This is a genomic window from Archangium sp., from assembly GCF_036388035.1.
GTDB lineage: Bacteria > Myxococcota > Myxococcia > Myxococcales > Myxococcaceae > Archangium.
On sequence record NZ_DASVSO010000899.1, the window covers coordinates 1 to 15,085 of the forward strand.

The 15,085-nt window shown below is 68.4% G+C and carries 13 protein-coding genes, 1 tRNA gene and 1 riboswitch; of the genes, 6 read left to right on the top strand and 8 right to left on the bottom strand.

Annotation, left to right across the window (positions count from 1 at the left end; genetic code table 11):
* Nucleotides 1-1,363, bottom strand: a 1,363-nt coding sequence (gene thiC, locus VF697_RS36885; RefSeq protein ID WP_331102567.1) for a phosphomethylpyrimidine synthase ThiC, incomplete at its 3' end; no start/stop codon positions are given.
* Nucleotides 1,364-1,401: 38 nt separating this feature from the next.
* Nucleotides 1,402-1,509: riboswitch (TPP riboswitch) on the bottom strand.
* A gap of 246 nt (nt 1,510-1,755) precedes the next feature.
* On the opposite strand from thiC, the gene VF697_RS36890 reads away from it, so the two are divergent.
* The 4 genes from VF697_RS36890 to VF697_RS36905 all read left to right on the top strand — a co-directional run bounded on the left by VF697_RS36890 (nt 1,756) and on the right by VF697_RS36905 (nt 5,704).
* A complete protein-coding gene (locus VF697_RS36890; RefSeq protein WP_331102568.1) occupies nt 1,756-2,193 on the top strand; it encodes a CBS domain-containing protein in 438 nt (145 codons plus the stop codon).
* A 21-nt stretch (nt 2,194-2,214) separates the two neighbouring features.
* Nucleotides 2,215-3,555 carry a universal stress protein gene (locus tag VF697_RS36895; protein ID WP_331102570.1) on the top strand — a complete coding sequence of 447 codons (1,341 nt, stop codon included), beginning with the start codon at nt 2,215-2,217 and terminating at the stop codon, nt 3,553-3,555.
* A 280-nt stretch (nt 3,556-3,835) separates the two neighbouring features.
* The gene (locus VF697_RS36900; RefSeq protein WP_331102572.1) at nt 3,836-4,204 is read left to right on the top strand and encodes a hypothetical protein; all 369 of its coding nucleotides are present in this window, start codon (nt 3,836-3,838) and stop codon (nt 4,202-4,204) included.
* Between the two features lie 78 nt (nt 4,205-4,282).
* Nucleotides 4,283-5,704 (top strand): sigma-54 dependent transcriptional regulator, encoded by a 1,422-nt coding sequence (locus VF697_RS36905; RefSeq protein ID WP_331102574.1) that lies wholly within the window; start codon nt 4,283-4,285, stop codon nt 5,702-5,704.
* A 1-nt stretch (nt 5,705) separates the two neighbouring features.
* Here VF697_RS36905 and VF697_RS36910 read toward each other — a convergent pair whose 3' ends face one another.
* Genes VF697_RS36910 through VF697_RS36920 form a run of 3 tightly spaced genes read right to left on the bottom strand, consistent with a single transcriptional unit; the run spans nt 5,706 to nt 8,688 of the window.
* Entirely contained in the window at nt 5,706-6,812 is a 1,107-nt protein-coding gene (locus VF697_RS36910) for a sensor histidine kinase (protein ID WP_331102576.1), read from the bottom strand.
* Nucleotides 6,809-7,525, bottom strand: coding sequence for a response regulator (locus VF697_RS36915; protein WP_331102578.1), 717 nt, complete (start codon nt 7,523-7,525; stop codon nt 6,809-6,811). Before VF697_RS36915 ends, VF697_RS36910 begins: the two co-directional genes overlap by 4 nt.
* Nucleotides 7,522-8,688 (bottom strand): protoglobin domain-containing protein, encoded by a 1,167-nt coding sequence (locus VF697_RS36920; RefSeq protein WP_331102579.1) that lies wholly within the window; start codon nt 8,686-8,688, stop codon nt 7,522-7,524. Before VF697_RS36920 ends, VF697_RS36915 begins: the two co-directional genes overlap by 4 nt.
* 276 nt (nt 8,689-8,964) lie before the next feature.
* Here VF697_RS36920 and VF697_RS36925 point away from each other — a divergent pair, with 276 nt between their 5' ends.
* Nucleotides 8,965-9,480, top strand: coding sequence for an OmpA family protein (locus VF697_RS36925; RefSeq protein ID WP_331102581.1), 516 nt, complete (start codon nt 8,965-8,967; stop codon nt 9,478-9,480).
* Nucleotides 9,481-9,719: 239 nt separating this feature from the next.
* On the opposite strand, the gene VF697_RS36930 is transcribed toward VF697_RS36925, so the two are convergent.
* The 3 genes from VF697_RS36930 to VF697_RS36940 all read right to left on the bottom strand — a co-directional run bounded on the left by VF697_RS36930 (nt 9,720) and on the right by VF697_RS36940 (nt 12,551).
* On the bottom strand, nt 9,720-10,967 hold the full coding sequence (locus VF697_RS36930) for an imm11 family protein (RefSeq protein WP_331102583.1): 1,248 nt from the start codon (nt 10,965-10,967) through the stop codon (nt 9,720-9,722).
* Nucleotides 10,968-10,975: 8 nt separating this feature from the next.
* A complete protein-coding gene (locus tag VF697_RS36935; protein ID WP_331102585.1) occupies nt 10,976-12,292 on the bottom strand; it encodes an AHH domain-containing protein in 1,317 nt (438 codons plus the stop codon).
* A 183-nt stretch (nt 12,293-12,475) separates the two neighbouring features.
* Nucleotides 12,476-12,551: transfer RNA gene (locus VF697_RS36940), tRNA-Thr, on the bottom strand.
* A gap of 310 nt (nt 12,552-12,861) precedes the next feature.
* Here VF697_RS36940 and VF697_RS36945 point away from each other — a divergent pair.
* Nucleotides 12,862-14,412 (top strand): Glu/Leu/Phe/Val dehydrogenase, encoded by a 1,551-nt coding sequence (locus tag VF697_RS36945; RefSeq protein WP_331102587.1) that lies wholly within the window; start codon nt 12,862-12,864, stop codon nt 14,410-14,412.
* A gap of 123 nt (nt 14,413-14,535) precedes the next feature.
* Here VF697_RS36945 and VF697_RS36950 read toward each other — a convergent pair whose 3' ends face one another.
* Entirely contained in the window at nt 14,536-14,898 is a 363-nt protein-coding gene (locus tag VF697_RS36950; RefSeq protein WP_331102588.1) for a PilZ domain-containing protein, read from the bottom strand.
* Nucleotides 14,899-15,085: the final 187 nt, after the last annotated feature.

Here is a 15,085-nt window from a genome sequence, read left to right on the forward strand (position 1 = left end):
AGAACGGGGCCTCGTGGCAGTGCTTGAGTTGCTCGTCCATGTTGGCCTTGATCTTGTGCATGGCCACGTGGCCCGGGCCTTCGATCATCACCTGCACGCCGTGGTCCCACGCGATCCGGGTCAGCTCGCCCAGGGTGCGCAACTCGGCGAACTGCGCCTCGTCGTTGGCGTCGGCGATGCAGCCGGGCCGCAGCCCGTCGCCGAGCGAGAACGTCACGTCGTAACGGGCCAGGATCTCGCACAGCTCGGCGAAGTGGGTGTAGAGGAAGTTCTCCTTGTGGTGGGCCAGGCACCACTTGGCCAAGATGGAGCCCCCGCGGCTGACGATGCCCGTCATGCGCCTGGCCGTGAGGGGGATGTAGCGCAGCAGCACGCCCGCGTGGATGGTGAAGTAGTCCACCCCCTGCTCGCACTGCTCGATGAGGGTGTCGCGGTAGATGTCCCAGGTGAGCTCCTCGGCCTTGCCGCCCACCTTCTCCAGCGCTTGGTAGATGGGCACCGTGCCGATGGGCACCGGAGCGTTGCGGAGGATCCACTCGCGCGTCTCGTGGATGTTGCGGCCGGTGGACAGGTCCATCACCGTGTCCGCGCCCCAGCGGATGGACCACACCATCTTCTCCACCTCCTCCTCGATGGAGGAGGAGACGGCCGAGTTGCCGATGTTGGCGTTGATCTTCACCAGGAAGTTGCGGCCGATGATCATCGGCTCCAGCTCCGGGTGGTTGATGTTGGCCGGGATGATGGCGCGGCCCCGAGCCACCTCGTCCCGCACGAACTCGGGGGTGATCTCCCGGGGAATGGCGGCGCCCCAGGAGTGCCCCGGGTGCTGATGGGACAGCGCGGCGAGGGCGGCCTCGCGCTTGAGGTTCTCCCGCACGGCCACGTATTCCATCTCGGGGGTGATGATACCCCTGCGGGCGTAGTGCATCTGGGTGACGTTGGCGCCCGGCCTGGCCACCAGCGGCTTGCGGCGGTGGCCGAAGCGCAGCCCGGCCAGGCGCGGGTCCGCCTCACGGGTGCGGCCGTACTCGGAGGTGATGCCGGACAGCTCCTCCACGTCCCCGCGGCGGCGGATCCACTCGGAGCGCAGCGCGGGCAGCCCCGCCCGCAGGTCGATGGTGGCCTGGGGGTCCGTGAACGGGCCGCTCGAGTCGTAGACGAGGATGGACGGGTTGGGCGTCACCTTCGCGTCCGGGCCGTGACCATGCCGGGTGGACGTCTGGCTGATCTCCCGCATGGGCACGCGGACGTCCGGGTGCAGCGTGCCGGACACGTACACCTTGCGCGAGGCCGGCAGGGGCCCCTGGGAAATGCCCTCCAGCACCTTGCCATCCACCTTGAGGCTCTTCGAGGCTCCGCTCACGTCACTTCTCCTCATCCCACGGAGAGGGCAGGCGAGGCGTGGAGCGCTCGCCGCTTCCCTCCGCCGGTGCTAACCGGTTCAGGTTCCAAGGGTTGGCCGCTCCACGGCCGTCTCAGCCTCTCTTGGAGGCACCCCTAGCGACAGGGCGAGGGTGTAGCGCATCGGGGGACCGGGCTTCAACCGCCTGGAGAGCGTCCTGTCGGCCAGGGAGCGGACCCGGGGACGGACGCAGCTTCTGCGGAAGCCCCCCGCCTGCACGAAAACGTTGCGCTGGAATGGCCCGAGGTAAGGCAGCCAGCGTGGCGGGCTTCGAGGGAAGCGCGCCCTGGAACCGAACCTGCAATAGCTTCTTTCAGGACTCACCATTCCAAAGCAAAGGACCGGAGCCACGTATGCAGACCGTTGGAGAGCTGATGACCCGCAGCAACCTGGTCACGCTCACGGAAACCCAGAATCTGGCCGCGGCGGAGGATCTGCTCCGCCTGCATCGCATCCGGCACCTGCCGGTGGTGCGCAATGGGAAGCTCGTCGGGCTCGTCACCCACAGGGACCTGCTGAAGGCCGCGGCGCAGCGCGGCGGAGCGGATCCGGCGAAGCAGCCGCTGTGGGCCTCGGACGTGATGGTGCGCGACGTGAAGACGGTACGCTCGGACACGCCGACGCGTGACGCGGTGAAGCAGATGCTGGACAACAAGTACGGCTGCCTGCCCGTCGTGGGAGCGGACGGAGAGCTGCTCGGCATCCTCACCGAGGCGGACATGGTCCGCTTCGCCCAGCACCTCATCGAGGACATGGACCGCCGGAGCCTCGCGGCCGAGTACGAGACCTAGGCGGCCCACCAGGGGAGCACCATGTCGATCGTCTTCGGAACGGACTTCTCGGAACGGGCGATGACGGCCGGGCGGGCGGCGGCGGCGCTCGCCCGGAGGAGCGGCGAGGTACTCCACCTGGTCCACATCACCGAGTACGGCAGCGTGGGACGCACCACCTCCACCGACGAGGCCGTGCGCCGCGAGCTGACCTCCCGCCTGGAGGCCCAGGCCGCCGAGCTGCGCACTGGAGACACCCGGGTGGAGATCCACCTGCTGGACGGGACCCCGGACGAGGTCCTCGTCGAGCACGCGGCGCTCGTCCACGCCTCGCTCCTCATCGTGTCCCACCACGGGCAGCGGGCGCCGCGCTGGCGCATCGGCAACGTGGCGGAGCGGGTGGTGCAGTCGGCCCGGTGCCCGGTGCTCGTCCTCCGCTCGGCGAGCCCCCTGGAGGCCTGGGCCCGTGGGGAGCGCAGCCTGCGCATCCTGCTGGGCCTGGACTTCTCGCCTCCCTCGGACGCGGCGGTGGCCTGGGTGCGCAAGCTGCGTTCACTCGGCACCTGCGAGGTGGTGGCCGCCCACCACTACTGGGGCGCGGACGCGCACGTGCGCTACGGCGTCCCCCTCGCCCCCGAGTCCGAGGTGACGCCGGAGGTGGAGGAGGCGCTGCGGCGCGACCTGACGGCCCGCCTGGGTGACATGCCCGGCAGTGGCGCGGTGTGGGTCCACCTGGATCCGGGCCTGGGCCGACCCTCGGACTCGCTGGTGGCGCTGGCGCGCAAGGAGGAGGCGGATCTCATCGTGGTGGGGACCCACCAGCGCACCGGGGCGAGCAAGTGGTGGTACGGCTCGGTGTCCCAGCGGGTCGTCCACGAGTCCTCCATCTCCGTGCTGTGCGTGCCCTCCAGCGCCGTGGCCGCGGTCACCATCCCCGAGGTGCGCCGGGTGCTGGCCCCCACGGACCTCTCCGAGGTGGGCGTCAACGCCGTCCGACATGCCTATTCGGTGGTGCCAGCCGGGGGCACCGTCTACCTGCTGCACGTCCTGGAGCCCTTGGGCGGCACCTCTCCGCTCTACGCCCAGCACGTCTCGCCCACGGGCCCCGTGGTCCGCTCGCCCGAGCAGGAGCGCATCGCCGAGGAGCTGCGCGGCCTCATCCCTCCCGAGGCGGCCGCCCGCGGCATCTCCACCCGGGTGGAAGTCGTCCACGGTCGCAAGGTGTCCGAAGCCATCAACCAGGCGGCCGAGCGATTCAGCTGCGACGTCATCTGCCTGGCGACGCACGGGCGCTCGGGGCTGACCCAGGCCCTGGCCGGCTCGGTGGCGCAGGAGGTATTGCGGAGCAGCACCCGGCCGGTGCTGCTCATCCGGCCCGAGTGAGCAGACGGGCATCCAGACTCCTGTCCTTCTGCCCGGAAAGAGACGGAACTCCAGACCTCCCTGGATCGGCGGCACGCACCTTGAAGGACTCTCCGTGGATGTGACTGCCCGGAGGTGTGCTGTGACCTACGTTCCCATCACTGAGTTCGAGACGCGGCTCCAATGGCGGAATGAATCTGGCGCACTCCTCGCCGGGGAGCGGGCCCCTGCCCTTCCCCTGGGTGGGCAATCTTGTGCCCTGGATGAGCAGTGGAACCCGGAAACGCTGCTGGTGGGGGCCGTGGAAGGGCGAACCCTGGTGGCCTTCCTGGAGCAGGCGCGTGCCCAGGGCGTGGAGGTTCTTTTCTACCAGAGCTCCGCGGTGGCCCGCCGGGTGGACGGCCGGGACGGCCAGCCGCACTACACGGATTTGATTGTCCGTCCCCACGTGGCCGTGCGCGGGGAGGAGGAGGCCCAGACCGCCCGGCGCATCTTCGACGAGCTGCCCGAGCGGTGCTTCCCCAGCTCCATGCTGCGGCTCACCCCGCGCATCGAGCCCATCATCGACACCTGGGACGAGCAGCACGCGGCGGCGCTGGAGGAGAACCTCCGCTACGACCGGCACTGGCGCTGGCGGGAGGGGGGGCGGGCCGTCGGCTGTGTACCTTGAGGAGACGGCGAATTCGCATCGCGGGATCGGTCGGGAAACCACCCTTCCCAGGCGGTTGCTTGTTAGGTTGTGGAGACCATGTCCGCTCAACGCATCCTGGTCGTCGACGACGAGGCCAATGCCCGCCGCGCCATCGCCACCATCCTCGGCGAGGAGGGCTATGAGGTCGCAGAGGCCTCCAATGGTGAGGAGGCGCTCGCGCGCCTGGCCGACTTCTCGCCCGCCGTGGTTCTCACGGACGTGCGCATGCCGAAGATGGACGGGCTGAGCTTCCTGCGGAAGGCCCGCGAGCAGGGCGCCGAGGCCACCTTCATCATGATGACCGCTTTCGCCAGCGTGGAGACGGCGGTGGAGGCCATGCGCGCCGGCGCGGAAAACTACCTCGTCAAGCCGCTGGACGCCAACGCCGTGCTGGTGGTGCTGGGCAAGGCGCTGGAGAAGCGCGCCCTGAAGCGCGAGGCGGAGAGCCTGCGCGAGCAGGTGCGCCAGCGGGCCCGCTTCCACAACATCATCGGCGACTCGCCCCAGCTCCAGGCCCTCTACGAGGTGGTGAAGCGGGCGGCCAACACCCGCGCCACGGTGCTCATCCTCGGCGAGTCCGGCACGGGCAAGGAGCTGATCGCCCAGGCCATCCACCACGAGTCGCAGCGGCGCGACAAGCCCTTCGTCAAGGTCCACTGCGCCGCGCTCTCCGAGAACCTGCTGGAGAGCGAGCTGTTCGGCCACGAGAAGGGCTCCTTCACCGGCGCGCTGGCCCGCAGGGAGGGCCGCTTCGAGCTGGCCGACGGCGGCACCCTCTTCCTGGACGAGATCGGGGAGATCTCCCCCTCGGTGCAGGTGAAGCTGCTGCGCGTGCTGCAGCAGCGCGAGTTCGAGCGCGTGGGTGGCACGCAGACGCTGAAGGTGGACGTGCGCATCGTCGCGGCCACGCACAGGGATCTCACGGCCGAGGTGAAGGCGGGCCGGTTCCGCGAGGACCTCTACTACCGGTTGAACGTGGTGGCGGTGACGCTGCCGCCGCTGCGCGAGCGCAAGAGCGACGTCCCCGCGCTGGTGAACCACTTCCTGGAGAAGTACAGCGACTCGTACGGCAAGGACGTGCGGGGGCTGGCGCCGGGCACCCTGCAGGCGCTGCTGTCCTACGACTGGCCGGGCAACATCCGCGAGTTGGAGAACGCCATCGAGCGCGCCGTGGTGCTGGCCTCGGGCAATGAGCTGACAACGGATGATCTCCCGCCCGTGCTGAGGGGCCCACGGCCCCTGGGCTCCTCGCCCTCGTCGCTCATCCCCGGGGCCACCCTGGCGCAGATCGAGCGCGAGGCCATCCTCCGCACCCTGGAGATGGTGGGAGGCTCCACCACGCGGGCCGCGGAGATCCTCGGCATCAGCGTGCGCAAGGTGCAGTACCGGCTGAAGGAGTACAGCGCCGCCACGAATGGCACCCCCCCGCCCACTCCGAGCGCGGAGGATGAGGCGGAGGCCGAGCCCGCCTCCGAGTAGCTCAGCGGGCCAGGGGCAGGCGCAGGAAGAACCGCGCCCCGCCCTCGGGCGAGCTGCCCACCTCCAGCGTGCCCCCGTGCTGTGTCACGATGGCGTGGACGATGGACAGACCCAGGCCCGAGCCCTGGGCCTTGGTGGTGAAGAAGGGCTCGAAGAGCCGATCGCGGATCTCCGGGGGAACGCCCGGGCCCGAGTCGTCCATGGTGATCCACGCCATGTCGCCCTCGCGGCCCGCGGAGACGCGGACGAGCCCGCCAGCCGGCGTGGCCTCGAGCGCGTTGAGGGCCAAGTTGATGAGCACCTGGCGCAACCGCTCCTCCTCGCCCCACACGGGAGGCACCTGCGCGCCCCCCTCCCCCTCCAGCTCCAGCCGCACCCGGCGCGCGTCCGCCTGACTTCCCAGCAGATCCACCACCCGCCGCAGCAGCGTCTTCACCTCCACGGACTCCGGGCGGAACTCGCGCGGCCGCGCGAACTGGAGGAAGTCCTCGAGGATGTGATCCAACCGGCGGATCTCATCGCGCACCAGCAGCAGGGGATCCAGCAGGTTGGGCTGCAGCTCCTCGGAGAGCCGCCGCACCCGCCGCTCCAGCACCGAGAGCTGAAGGGCCGCCGCGTTGAGCGGGTTGCGGATTTCGTGTGAGAGCCCCGCCGTCATGGTGCCCACCGCGGCGAGCTTCTCCGTCACCTGGGCCCGGCGCGCCAGCTCGCGCTTCTCGGCCTGCAGGCGCACCTGGCGCATGGCCTGCTCCAGCGTGAGGAGCAGCTCATTGGGCGCGCAGGGCTTCATCAGGTAGGCACAGGCCCCCGCGCGCACCGCCGCCACGGCCGTCTCCAGCGTGGCGAAGCCGGTGAGCAGCACCACCTCGGACTCGGGCACCTTTTCCTTCAGCTCGCGGGCGAGGGCCGTCCCCTCCCCGTCTGGCAGCCGCAGGTCCACCAGGGCCACGTCGAAGCCGCCCTGGGCGCGCTCGCGGGCCTGGCGGCAGCTCGTGGCACCCTCCACCGAGTAGCCAGCATCGCCCAGCAGCTCGTGGAGGTTGTCGAGGAAGGCCGCGTTGTCGTCGACGACGAGCACGCGGGGGCGGGTGGAGGTGGGGGCGCTCATGCCGCCCGCTCCTGGCGCGAGGCGTGGGCACGCTCCAACGCCTCCAGCAACGCCGCCGTGTCGAAGGGTTTGCAGAAGATGCCCGCGTTCTCCGGCATGGCCGATACCGCTTCCGGGAAGGCCGTCATCACGAACACCGGCAGCTCCGGGAAGCGAGCCCGCAGCCGGCGCAGGGCCTCGCCATCCGGTCCGCCCGGCAGCCGCAGATCCACCAGCGCGGCGAAGGGCCGCACCGAGGCGAGCTGATCGGCATCCAGCACCGAGCTCGCGGTGACGCACGAGAAGCCGCGAGCGCGCAGCACCTCGGTGAGGTTGTCGCAGAGGGCCAGGTCGTCGTCGACGAGCGCCACCAGCCCATCCCGGCGCGCCGTGGACAGCAGCGAGACGAGCGTGGGGATGGGCACGGGCTTGGGCAGCACCGCGAGCAACCCCTCGCGCCGGGCCGTCTCCAGATCGTCCTCGCCGGGGTAGGCGGTGATGACGACGGCGGCGAGCCCCGGGTCCACCTTGCGGAGGTGGTGGACGGCGGCGGCTCCGCTCATGCCGGGCATCTTCATGTCCGTGAGGAGCACGTCGAAGCGCGTCGAGCGCGCCAGCTCCAGCGCCCGCGCCCCGTCCGTCACCACCGTGGCCTCGTCGCCACCATCACGGAGGATCTCCGCCAGGTTCTCGGCGAAGGCCTCGTTGTCATCGAGCAGCAGGTAGTTCCTCATGCCGTTGCATCCTGGGAGGAGGGAGACAGGGGGAGTCTCATGACGAAGCGCGCGCCGCGGCCTTCGTGGGGCGCGTAGGTGATGGAGCCGCCGTGGCGCTCGAGGATGCGCTTGACGAGTGGCAGACCCAGGCCGATGCCGCGCGCCTTGGTGGTCATCAGCGGCTCGAAGATCCGGCGCCGGATGGAGTCGCTGACCCCCGGCCCCGAGTCCTCCAACACCAGCTCCACCGCGTCCGGCCCCTTCGAGGCCACGAGGGCCACCGTGCCCTTCTCGCCCACGGCGTGGACGGCGTTCTCCAGCAGGTTGACGAAGACCTGGCGCATCTGCCCGGGGTCCCCCTGCAGCGTGGGGAGCTCGGCCAGACCCTCGGCGCGGAGGGACACGCCCTCGGGCACCTGCACCGAGGAGAGCGCGTCCTTCCACACCTCGTCCAGCCGCAGGGGCTCGCGCTTGAGCGGGCGGTCCCGGATCATGTCCAGCAGGTCCGTGACGATGCGGTTGGCCAGCGCCACCTGCTCGCCGATGCGGTCCAGGTGCTTGGTGGCGCGCTCGTCGGTGGCCAGGGGCCGGCCCTTGAGGATGAAGAGCGACGTCTCGATGACGCCCAGCGGGTTGCGCAGCTCGTGCCCGATGGAGCCCACGAGCTGGCCGAAGGTGGACAGCCGCTCGTTGCGGGCCTGCTGGGCGAGCAGATCCTCCCGGTAGGTGTGCAGCATGATGGCCAGCTCGATGTCGAGGATCTTCCCGAGGGCCACCCGCGCGGCCCGCAGCGCCCCGAGATTGTGGACGTAGTGCTCGTCGATGATGCCGTTGAACTCCTGCCGCAGGAGGTTCATCGCGCCGAACATGTAGTGCTGGGGCAACGAGATGCGCACATGCACGCGGCCGATGCGGCAGCGCAGCTCGTAGTAGGCCTCGTCCCAGGGACCCCGCAGCAGCTGCCCCATCCAGGCCCGCAGCGTGACCTTGAGGTGTCCCACCTGGCTCTCGCCCGCCAGCGCCTTGCGCGCGCCCTCGTGCGCCAGGATGCGGTCATAGAAGACGTGCGCGATGTCGGTGTAGTGGCGCTCGGCCAGCTCGTGCAGGGCACGAAGCGCCTGCTCGTCCTCCGGCCCGAAGTCCACGTATCTCTTCAATTCCTCGAACAAAGTCTCCGCCATGGGTGCGATCGAACTTCTTAGCGCGCCCTGAGTCGGACGGCAGAGGGGTTTTCGCCCCTCCCCTGCCTGGAACTCAACCCTGCCGGGTGGCAGAGGACCAAGGGTTGTCCCTCGGGAAAGAGCCCCGAGGAGCGCAAGCCTCGCGGCACGGTCGGCGGGCGCGCAGCCTTTGCGGCACTGACAACACCGGGGCGAAACGCCCCCTCGTGGCGCTGGACGCACACGGCCCGTCCATGCAGCCTGAGGTCCCTCTCAGTTCCACACCCGGAGGCGTCCATGAAGATGAAGGCGCTGTGCATCGCCCTGTCGCTGCTCGCCGTTCCCGCGGTCTCGTTCGCGCAGAGCCCGTTCGACCAGCTCAAGAAGTCGGCGGGCGACGCGGGCAAGGGAGCCGTCGAGAAGCGCATCAACGCGAAGCTGATGGAGGATTCGCGCAAGAACCAGTGCAGCTTCAAGTCGGGCACCGACGTGCTCGAGCCCGGCTGCGACAAGAAGCTCAAGAACCTCACCAACGCCCTCGTCGAGGCGAAGAAGCAGCTCGATGGGGCCGGCGTGAAGAACTACAAGTTCGAGGTCTCCGGGCACACCGACTCGAGCGGCGACGCGGCCAAGAACAAGGCGCTCAGCGAGAAGCGTGCCGAGGTCATCGTCAAGGAACTGGTCAACCGGGGCATCCCGCGTGGGGAGATCATCGCCGTGGGCCGTGGCTCGGAGCAGCGGGTGGCGAACCCGGATGACACGCCGGCCAAGAAGGCGAAGAACCGGCGCTACGAGATCCAGGTCCGGCTCTGAGCTGAGCGACTGGACAGGGGCAAGGAAAATGGGCCGTCAGGCTTTTGCTTGGCGACCCATTCACGCCGGATCCAGGACTCCCCTAACGGCAGCAGGCGGAAGGGCAACGGAAGCACCGCGCCCGAGACGCGCGCCCCCTGAAGCACTCCACCACCCTCTCGCAGCTGCATGCTGGTCGTGGCCCACGAGCCCCCGGCATTTTTTGGCCTCAAGCAGCGCGCAGCATCACCAGCCCGGAGCTACGCCACGGGCTTCCTTCTGAGACGCGACAGGTGCTCCTCGCCGCTCTCCTCGAAGCGCCGCGCCAGCTCAGCCTGCCCCTCTGCGCCGTGCTCCAGCAGGTACGCCAGCTCCGAGGGCAGCAACGCCTTGACGGTGACGAGCTTCACCTCCCCATATGGTGTGGAGAAGTGACTCGGCAGCGAGCGTGACTCCACGCCCAGCAGCACGGCCACCCTGCCCTCCTCGGTGACGAGGGACTTGGGCATGCCCTTTCCGGAGACCTCCATGGAGAAGAGGCCCGCCTTCACGCTCTCGCGCACGTGCTCGTGCTCGGCGACTTCATCCGCCACACGGTCCAACAGCATCAGGGGCCACCCTTTCGAGATGTCCTTCACGGCCGCGTTCACTTCCAGGGCAAGTTCCAGACCGAAGCCCACCGAGGGCCCCAGGCGCTCGATGAATGGGTCCGAGAGCCCGTGCGTGACCAGCAGCGTACGCCCCGCCTCGCGACGGATGACGCGCCAGAGCTGCCGGTGACCTGGCCACGAGCCGCTCATGGCGATGGGCATGAAGACCTCCCTGTCCAGCGACCCCAAGGTGCGCCAGGCCGTTTCACGAGCGGTGTCCGCCTGCTCGAACAACTCGCGGCTTTTCCGGTCCTGCTCGCGCTCCTCCGCGCTGACGGTGCTCAGGCCGGTGACCTCCTTGAACTTCGCCCCCGTTGCGCCCATACGCTCCAGGGCTTGCTTTACCTCCTCGGAGATGATGATGGCCGAGCTCCATCCCCAGGTACGGAACACTCGGGCATCGCCCACTTTCGAGGGGTCGATGCGCATGCCAATCACGGACCTGTACTGGCCTGTCTTGTCGGGCCTGTCATCCCCCGGCTCCCAGTGGCGCACCTCGTCGGATGCCTCTTCGTCGATGCACTTCACGACACGCGTGATGTTGAGCAAGACGTACGGTTCGCTCTGTCCGTCCACATCCACCGGAATCAGCTGCACATCACCGGGCGCCAGCTCGGCGAAGACGGCCGCCACCCTGGCATGAACCACGGGGATGGTCGCACTCGCCAACAAAGAGAAGTCGAGCGGCCTGCCCGGGACATAGATGGGAATCCGGATCCGCGCATCGACGTGAGCGGACTCACCCCGTACGAACTGCCAGGTACGAATCTCCTGCCCCTGCTGATCCACGGGATCATCCAGGTGCCAGCGCCCCGAGATGTAAACGTCGTCGAACAGATCGAAGTACAGTCCCGTCATGAAGACTCCTAGGGTGGTCCCCCTCTGGTTAGCAGCTTGTTGAGCCTGCTTCCCTCCCTGATGATCTCCTCGGCCAGCTGCCGGAGTGCTTGCCTCAATGCAAGCGCGCACTCCTGCTGGTTGGAGCAGTTGTCCGTCGCAGCTTTCAGGTGCTTATGAACGAGTTGATGGTACTCCTCGGGATGAGGCCCCTTGTGCCCAAGGAGTGGGACCGTATTGGCCGGGTCCTCCATCGACATGCCCGCCTTGCCAAAGAGTTTCTTGAATAGCGGCGTCCAAGGCCCGCCTCGCGCAGTGGACTTGCTGTTCTCGACGGTGGCGATGTGGTGCACGTCCGGCGTCTTCTTCGGCGGGCCCGCGCGAACCGGAGAGCCCCTCGCGGCCATGCTCAAGACGTTGGCGGGAAGGACGACACTGAAGGTGCCCTCGGCCACGGCGACCTTCACCTTGTCCGCTTCCTGCACGGCCGTGAGCACGTCTCGGATGCCAGCATGGGACTCGAGCGCACCGGCGGCTTTCGCGAAGCCCGGCAGCGTTGGGGCCTTGGACACGAGTGCCGCCGTCTCCCCCACCGCCGCCGTGCCCAGCAGGAGGAGAATCCGCACGCTGTTGGGCCCGATGACCTTGCCGAAGCGGTCTCCCACCTCGCGCAGCTCCGCGAACGTGCTGGCCTCCGCCGCCTCCTCCCACAGCTGGAAGTAGGCCCGCACCAGGTCGAAGAACTCCCAGCCCAGGTAGCCCCACATGAGCAGGGCCAGTGCCGCGGCCACGCCTTTAGAAACGGGCTCGGGGGCCGCGACCAAGGCCATGTATCCAATGATGGTGATGCTCAGCGTCGTCCACAGCTGCGTCGTGGAGAACATGCCGCGCAGCTCCGCGTCCCGAGCCTCCAGCGCCGCATTCACGGAGAGCGCCAGGGCGAGGTCGCGCTTGTCCTCGCCGTCCAGGCCCGGCCCGTCCTTGAACAACCCCAGGCAGTCGCCCGGCGTGCCTTGCCGCTCGCAGAAGCTCCCATAGGACCGCGCCAAGGGCGTGCGCCACTCCTCGCCTGTGAGCGGGGCGGAGGCCAGCGCCAGCATCCGGTTGGGGTAGAGCGGGAAGTGGGAGCCGGCCACCCGCAGCGGCATGTTCAACACCAGGGTGGCGAGGGCTTCGTTGAGTTCGAAGTCGCTCACCCGCACCGCCCCGAATCGCGTGGGCAGGGAGAGGTGAACCACCTCGTCCGCGACCTCGACCTCCACTGCAGCCGCGGATGAGCGAGCGTGAGGCACGCCCGTGGCGCACGCGGCATGCAGGAAGAGGACGATGAGGGCCCAAGCGCCCAACCCGGGGCGCTTCCGCGTGCCTTCCGGGCACGGACCAACAAGACGGGGGGACACGCCGCACCTCCGAGGCCGGGGACTGACCCCAGGATGGCAGAGGTGCGCGACAGGCACGGGAAGAGGCGGGAGACGCCAGCGCCCGAAAACAAAAAGGGCCGCCAGACTCGCGTCTGGCGACCCTCTTTTTGGAGCCGACATCCGGATTTGAACCGGAGACCTACTGATTACGAATCAGTTGCTCTACCGACTGAGCTATGTCGGCACAACCCGCCGCAACGACGACGCTTTTGGCGTCACCGATGTGGGCGCGCGAAGTAACACGCGGCCCCAACCACGGCAAGCACTTCTTTCATCCCGCTCCCCTTCGCCTCCACTCGCCCCTCACCCGGTCCCAGGGAGCAGGCAGGCAAGCACCCCCGGTGAATGACACGCCGCGTTGGCTAACTCCTTGAAACAACTAACAGTTTAGATCCCAACAAGCCGGGCCGACGGTTGACCCCATGTGGCTGCTATGCACATAAAGGGCCCGCTTTTACTCAACAATCGCCTCACCCCAAGGAGCGATTCTCAACATGGCCAGCGAAGAAAACTTCATGCGCGCCCCGGCCCCGACGCCCAAGCGCACCGTCTACACGGAGGCGATGGAGATCTTCCATCGCGCCGCCGATCTGATCGGCCTGGACAAGCGCGTTCGTCTGGAGCTCGAGGAGCCCGACTACGAGCACATCTTCTACGTCACCGCGAAGCTGAAGGATCGCCTCGTGCCGCTCGCCCCCGAGCTGGCCCGGGACTTCGCGGACCTCTCCGTCACCCAGGTGCGCAACGCCGAGGGCATGGAGCGTCTGGCGGACGGGAAGATCATCCTCAACGGCCGCGCCCTGCTCGGCTCGGACGTCAACATCCGCCGCGGTCACCTGCGCCTGCCGGACGGCAACGTCTACCAGCTCGTGCCTGGTGAGTCGCAGCGCTTCAAGGCCTACCGCGTCCAGCACAACCAAGCCCGCGGCCCCTACAAGGGCGGCATCCGCTATCACCGCGAGGTCTCCCTGGATCTCTTCAAGGCGCTCGGCGCCGAGATGACCTGGAAGACCGCCATCTCCGAGGTTCCGTTCGGCGGTGGCAAGGGTGGCATCCAGATCGACCCGCGCTCGTACGGCCGCGAGGAGCTGGAGAACATCACCCTGCGCTTCATGTACAAGCTCAAGGGACTCATCGGCCCCAACATCGACATCCCCGCTCCCGACGTGGGGACGAATGGGGAGATCATGGCGCTCATGTACCGTCAGTACTCGGACGGCGAGCGCGAGCGGCACAACCTGCGCGGCATCGTCACCGGCAAGGACGTGCGCATCGGCGGCTCCGAGGGCCGTGCGGCCGCCACCGGCCAGGGCGTGGCCTTCTGCATCGAGGACTACTACGCGGAGAAGGGCGAGACCCTCAAGGGCAAGACCTTCACCCTCCAGGGCTTCGGCAACGTGGGCAGCCACGGCGCCGCCATCCTCCAGAAGATGGGCGCCCGTCTGCTCGCGGTGAACGACGCCGACGGCTCCATCTACAACGGCGACGGCATCGACGTGCCGGCGCTGATGGCCCACGTCAACGACCCGAAGAACCTGCGCAAGAGCGTGCTCGGGTTCGCCGGCGCCCAGAAGATCGAGAAGAAGGACTTCTGGGATGTCCAGGCCGACATCTGCATCCCCGCGGCCCTGGGTGGTGAGATCACCGCCGAGGTCGCCGAGCGGCTCAAGGTGAAGCTGATCGCCGAGGGCGCCAACGGCCCCACCACCCCCGAGGCCGATCGTGTCCTGCAGAAGCGCGGCATCGACATGATCCCCGACATCATCGCCAACGCCGGTGGCGTGACGGTGAGCTACTACGAGTGGATCCAGAACAAGCGCATGGAGCGCTGGAGCGAGGCCGAGGTCAACCAGCGCCTCGAGCACGCGATGAAGCGCAACTACCGCATCATCCGCGACATCTCGCGCAACCAGGGCCGCCGCACGGACTCGCACGACAGCCGTCCGTTCATCATCGGCAAGGAAGTGGATCCCCGCTGCGCCGCGATGATCCTCGCGCTCAAGCGCATCGAGGCCCACTACCTCCTCGAGGGCTTCTCTCAGTAAGCCCCGCCCCCAGGGCCCGTGGATGAAGTGTCCGCGGGCCCCGGGAGCCCCAGAAGCACGAAGGGCACGGTCGCTCGTGGCGGCCGTGCCCTTTCGCTTTTCCACCGCCCTCCCCCGCCGCGCTCAGTGCATCACGCGCTCGCGGTCCACCAGCAGCAGCGGATGGTCGTCCTGCACCTCGTAGGCGACGATGCGCAGCCCCACGCCCCGGCTGTTGCCCTCGCGTCCGTCCTTGCGCCCGTACGAGAGCGCCACCTGGTAGCGGACCTCGCACAGGCACGTCATCTCCGTGCCGTCCTCGCCCGCGAACGTCACCTTCACCCGCTCGCCCAGCGACAGCGCCTCGCGAGACTCCACGAACAGGCCCTGGGCGCTGATGTTGCGGCCAATCCCCCGGCTCAACCCCCCTTCCGTGGAAAGGTACACGGTGAAGACCTTGTCGAATCGCAGGTGTGAGCGCCGCTCTCTGTGCTGGGCCAGGGCCATGTGAGGTCTCCAGGTAGGTGGAAGGCGACACGGAAACTACATGGTGCGAGCATGTAGTCAAAATATCCACCAACCCATACCGGCACGCACCAGCACGTACCGCTACGTACCTACATCTCCCCTACCGGGAGCAACCCGGGGTGGCACCATCGGCCTCCCCCTTTCCCCTGGAGTGCCCACCGCGTGA

Excerpts from the sequence above, each read along its gene's own strand:
- VF697_RS36890 (WP_331102568.1), top strand. The coding sequence starts at position 1,756 with ATGCAGACCGTTGGAGAGCTGATGACCCGCAGCAACCTGGTCACGCTC.
- VF697_RS36895 (WP_331102570.1), top strand. The coding sequence starts at position 2,215 with ATGTCGATCGTCTTCGGAACGGACTTCTCGGAACGGGCGATGACGGCC.
- VF697_RS36905 (WP_331102574.1), top strand. The coding sequence starts at position 4,283 with ATGTCCGCTCAACGCATCCTGGTCGTCGACGACGAGGCCAATGCCCGC.
- VF697_RS36910 (WP_331102576.1), bottom strand. The coding sequence starts at position 6,812 with ATGAGCGCCCCCACCTCCACCCGCCCCCGCGTGCTCGTCGTCGACGAC.
- VF697_RS36915 (WP_331102578.1), bottom strand. The coding sequence starts at position 7,525 with ATGAGGAACTACCTGCTGCTCGATGACAACGAGGCCTTCGCCGAGAAC.
- VF697_RS36920 (WP_331102579.1), bottom strand. The coding sequence starts at position 8,688 with ATGGCGGAGACTTTGTTCGAGGAATTGAAGAGATACGTGGACTTCGGG.
- VF697_RS36925 (WP_331102581.1), top strand. The coding sequence starts at position 8,965 with ATGAAGATGAAGGCGCTGTGCATCGCCCTGTCGCTGCTCGCCGTTCCC.
- VF697_RS36930 (WP_331102583.1), bottom strand. The coding sequence starts at position 10,967 with ATGACGGGACTGTACTTCGATCTGTTCGACGACGTTTACATCTCGGGG.
- VF697_RS36945 (WP_331102587.1), top strand. The coding sequence starts at position 12,862 with ATGGCCAGCGAAGAAAACTTCATGCGCGCCCCGGCCCCGACGCCCAAG.
- VF697_RS36950 (WP_331102588.1), bottom strand. The coding sequence starts at position 14,898 with ATGGCCCTGGCCCAGCACAGAGAGCGGCGCTCACACCTGCGATTCGAC.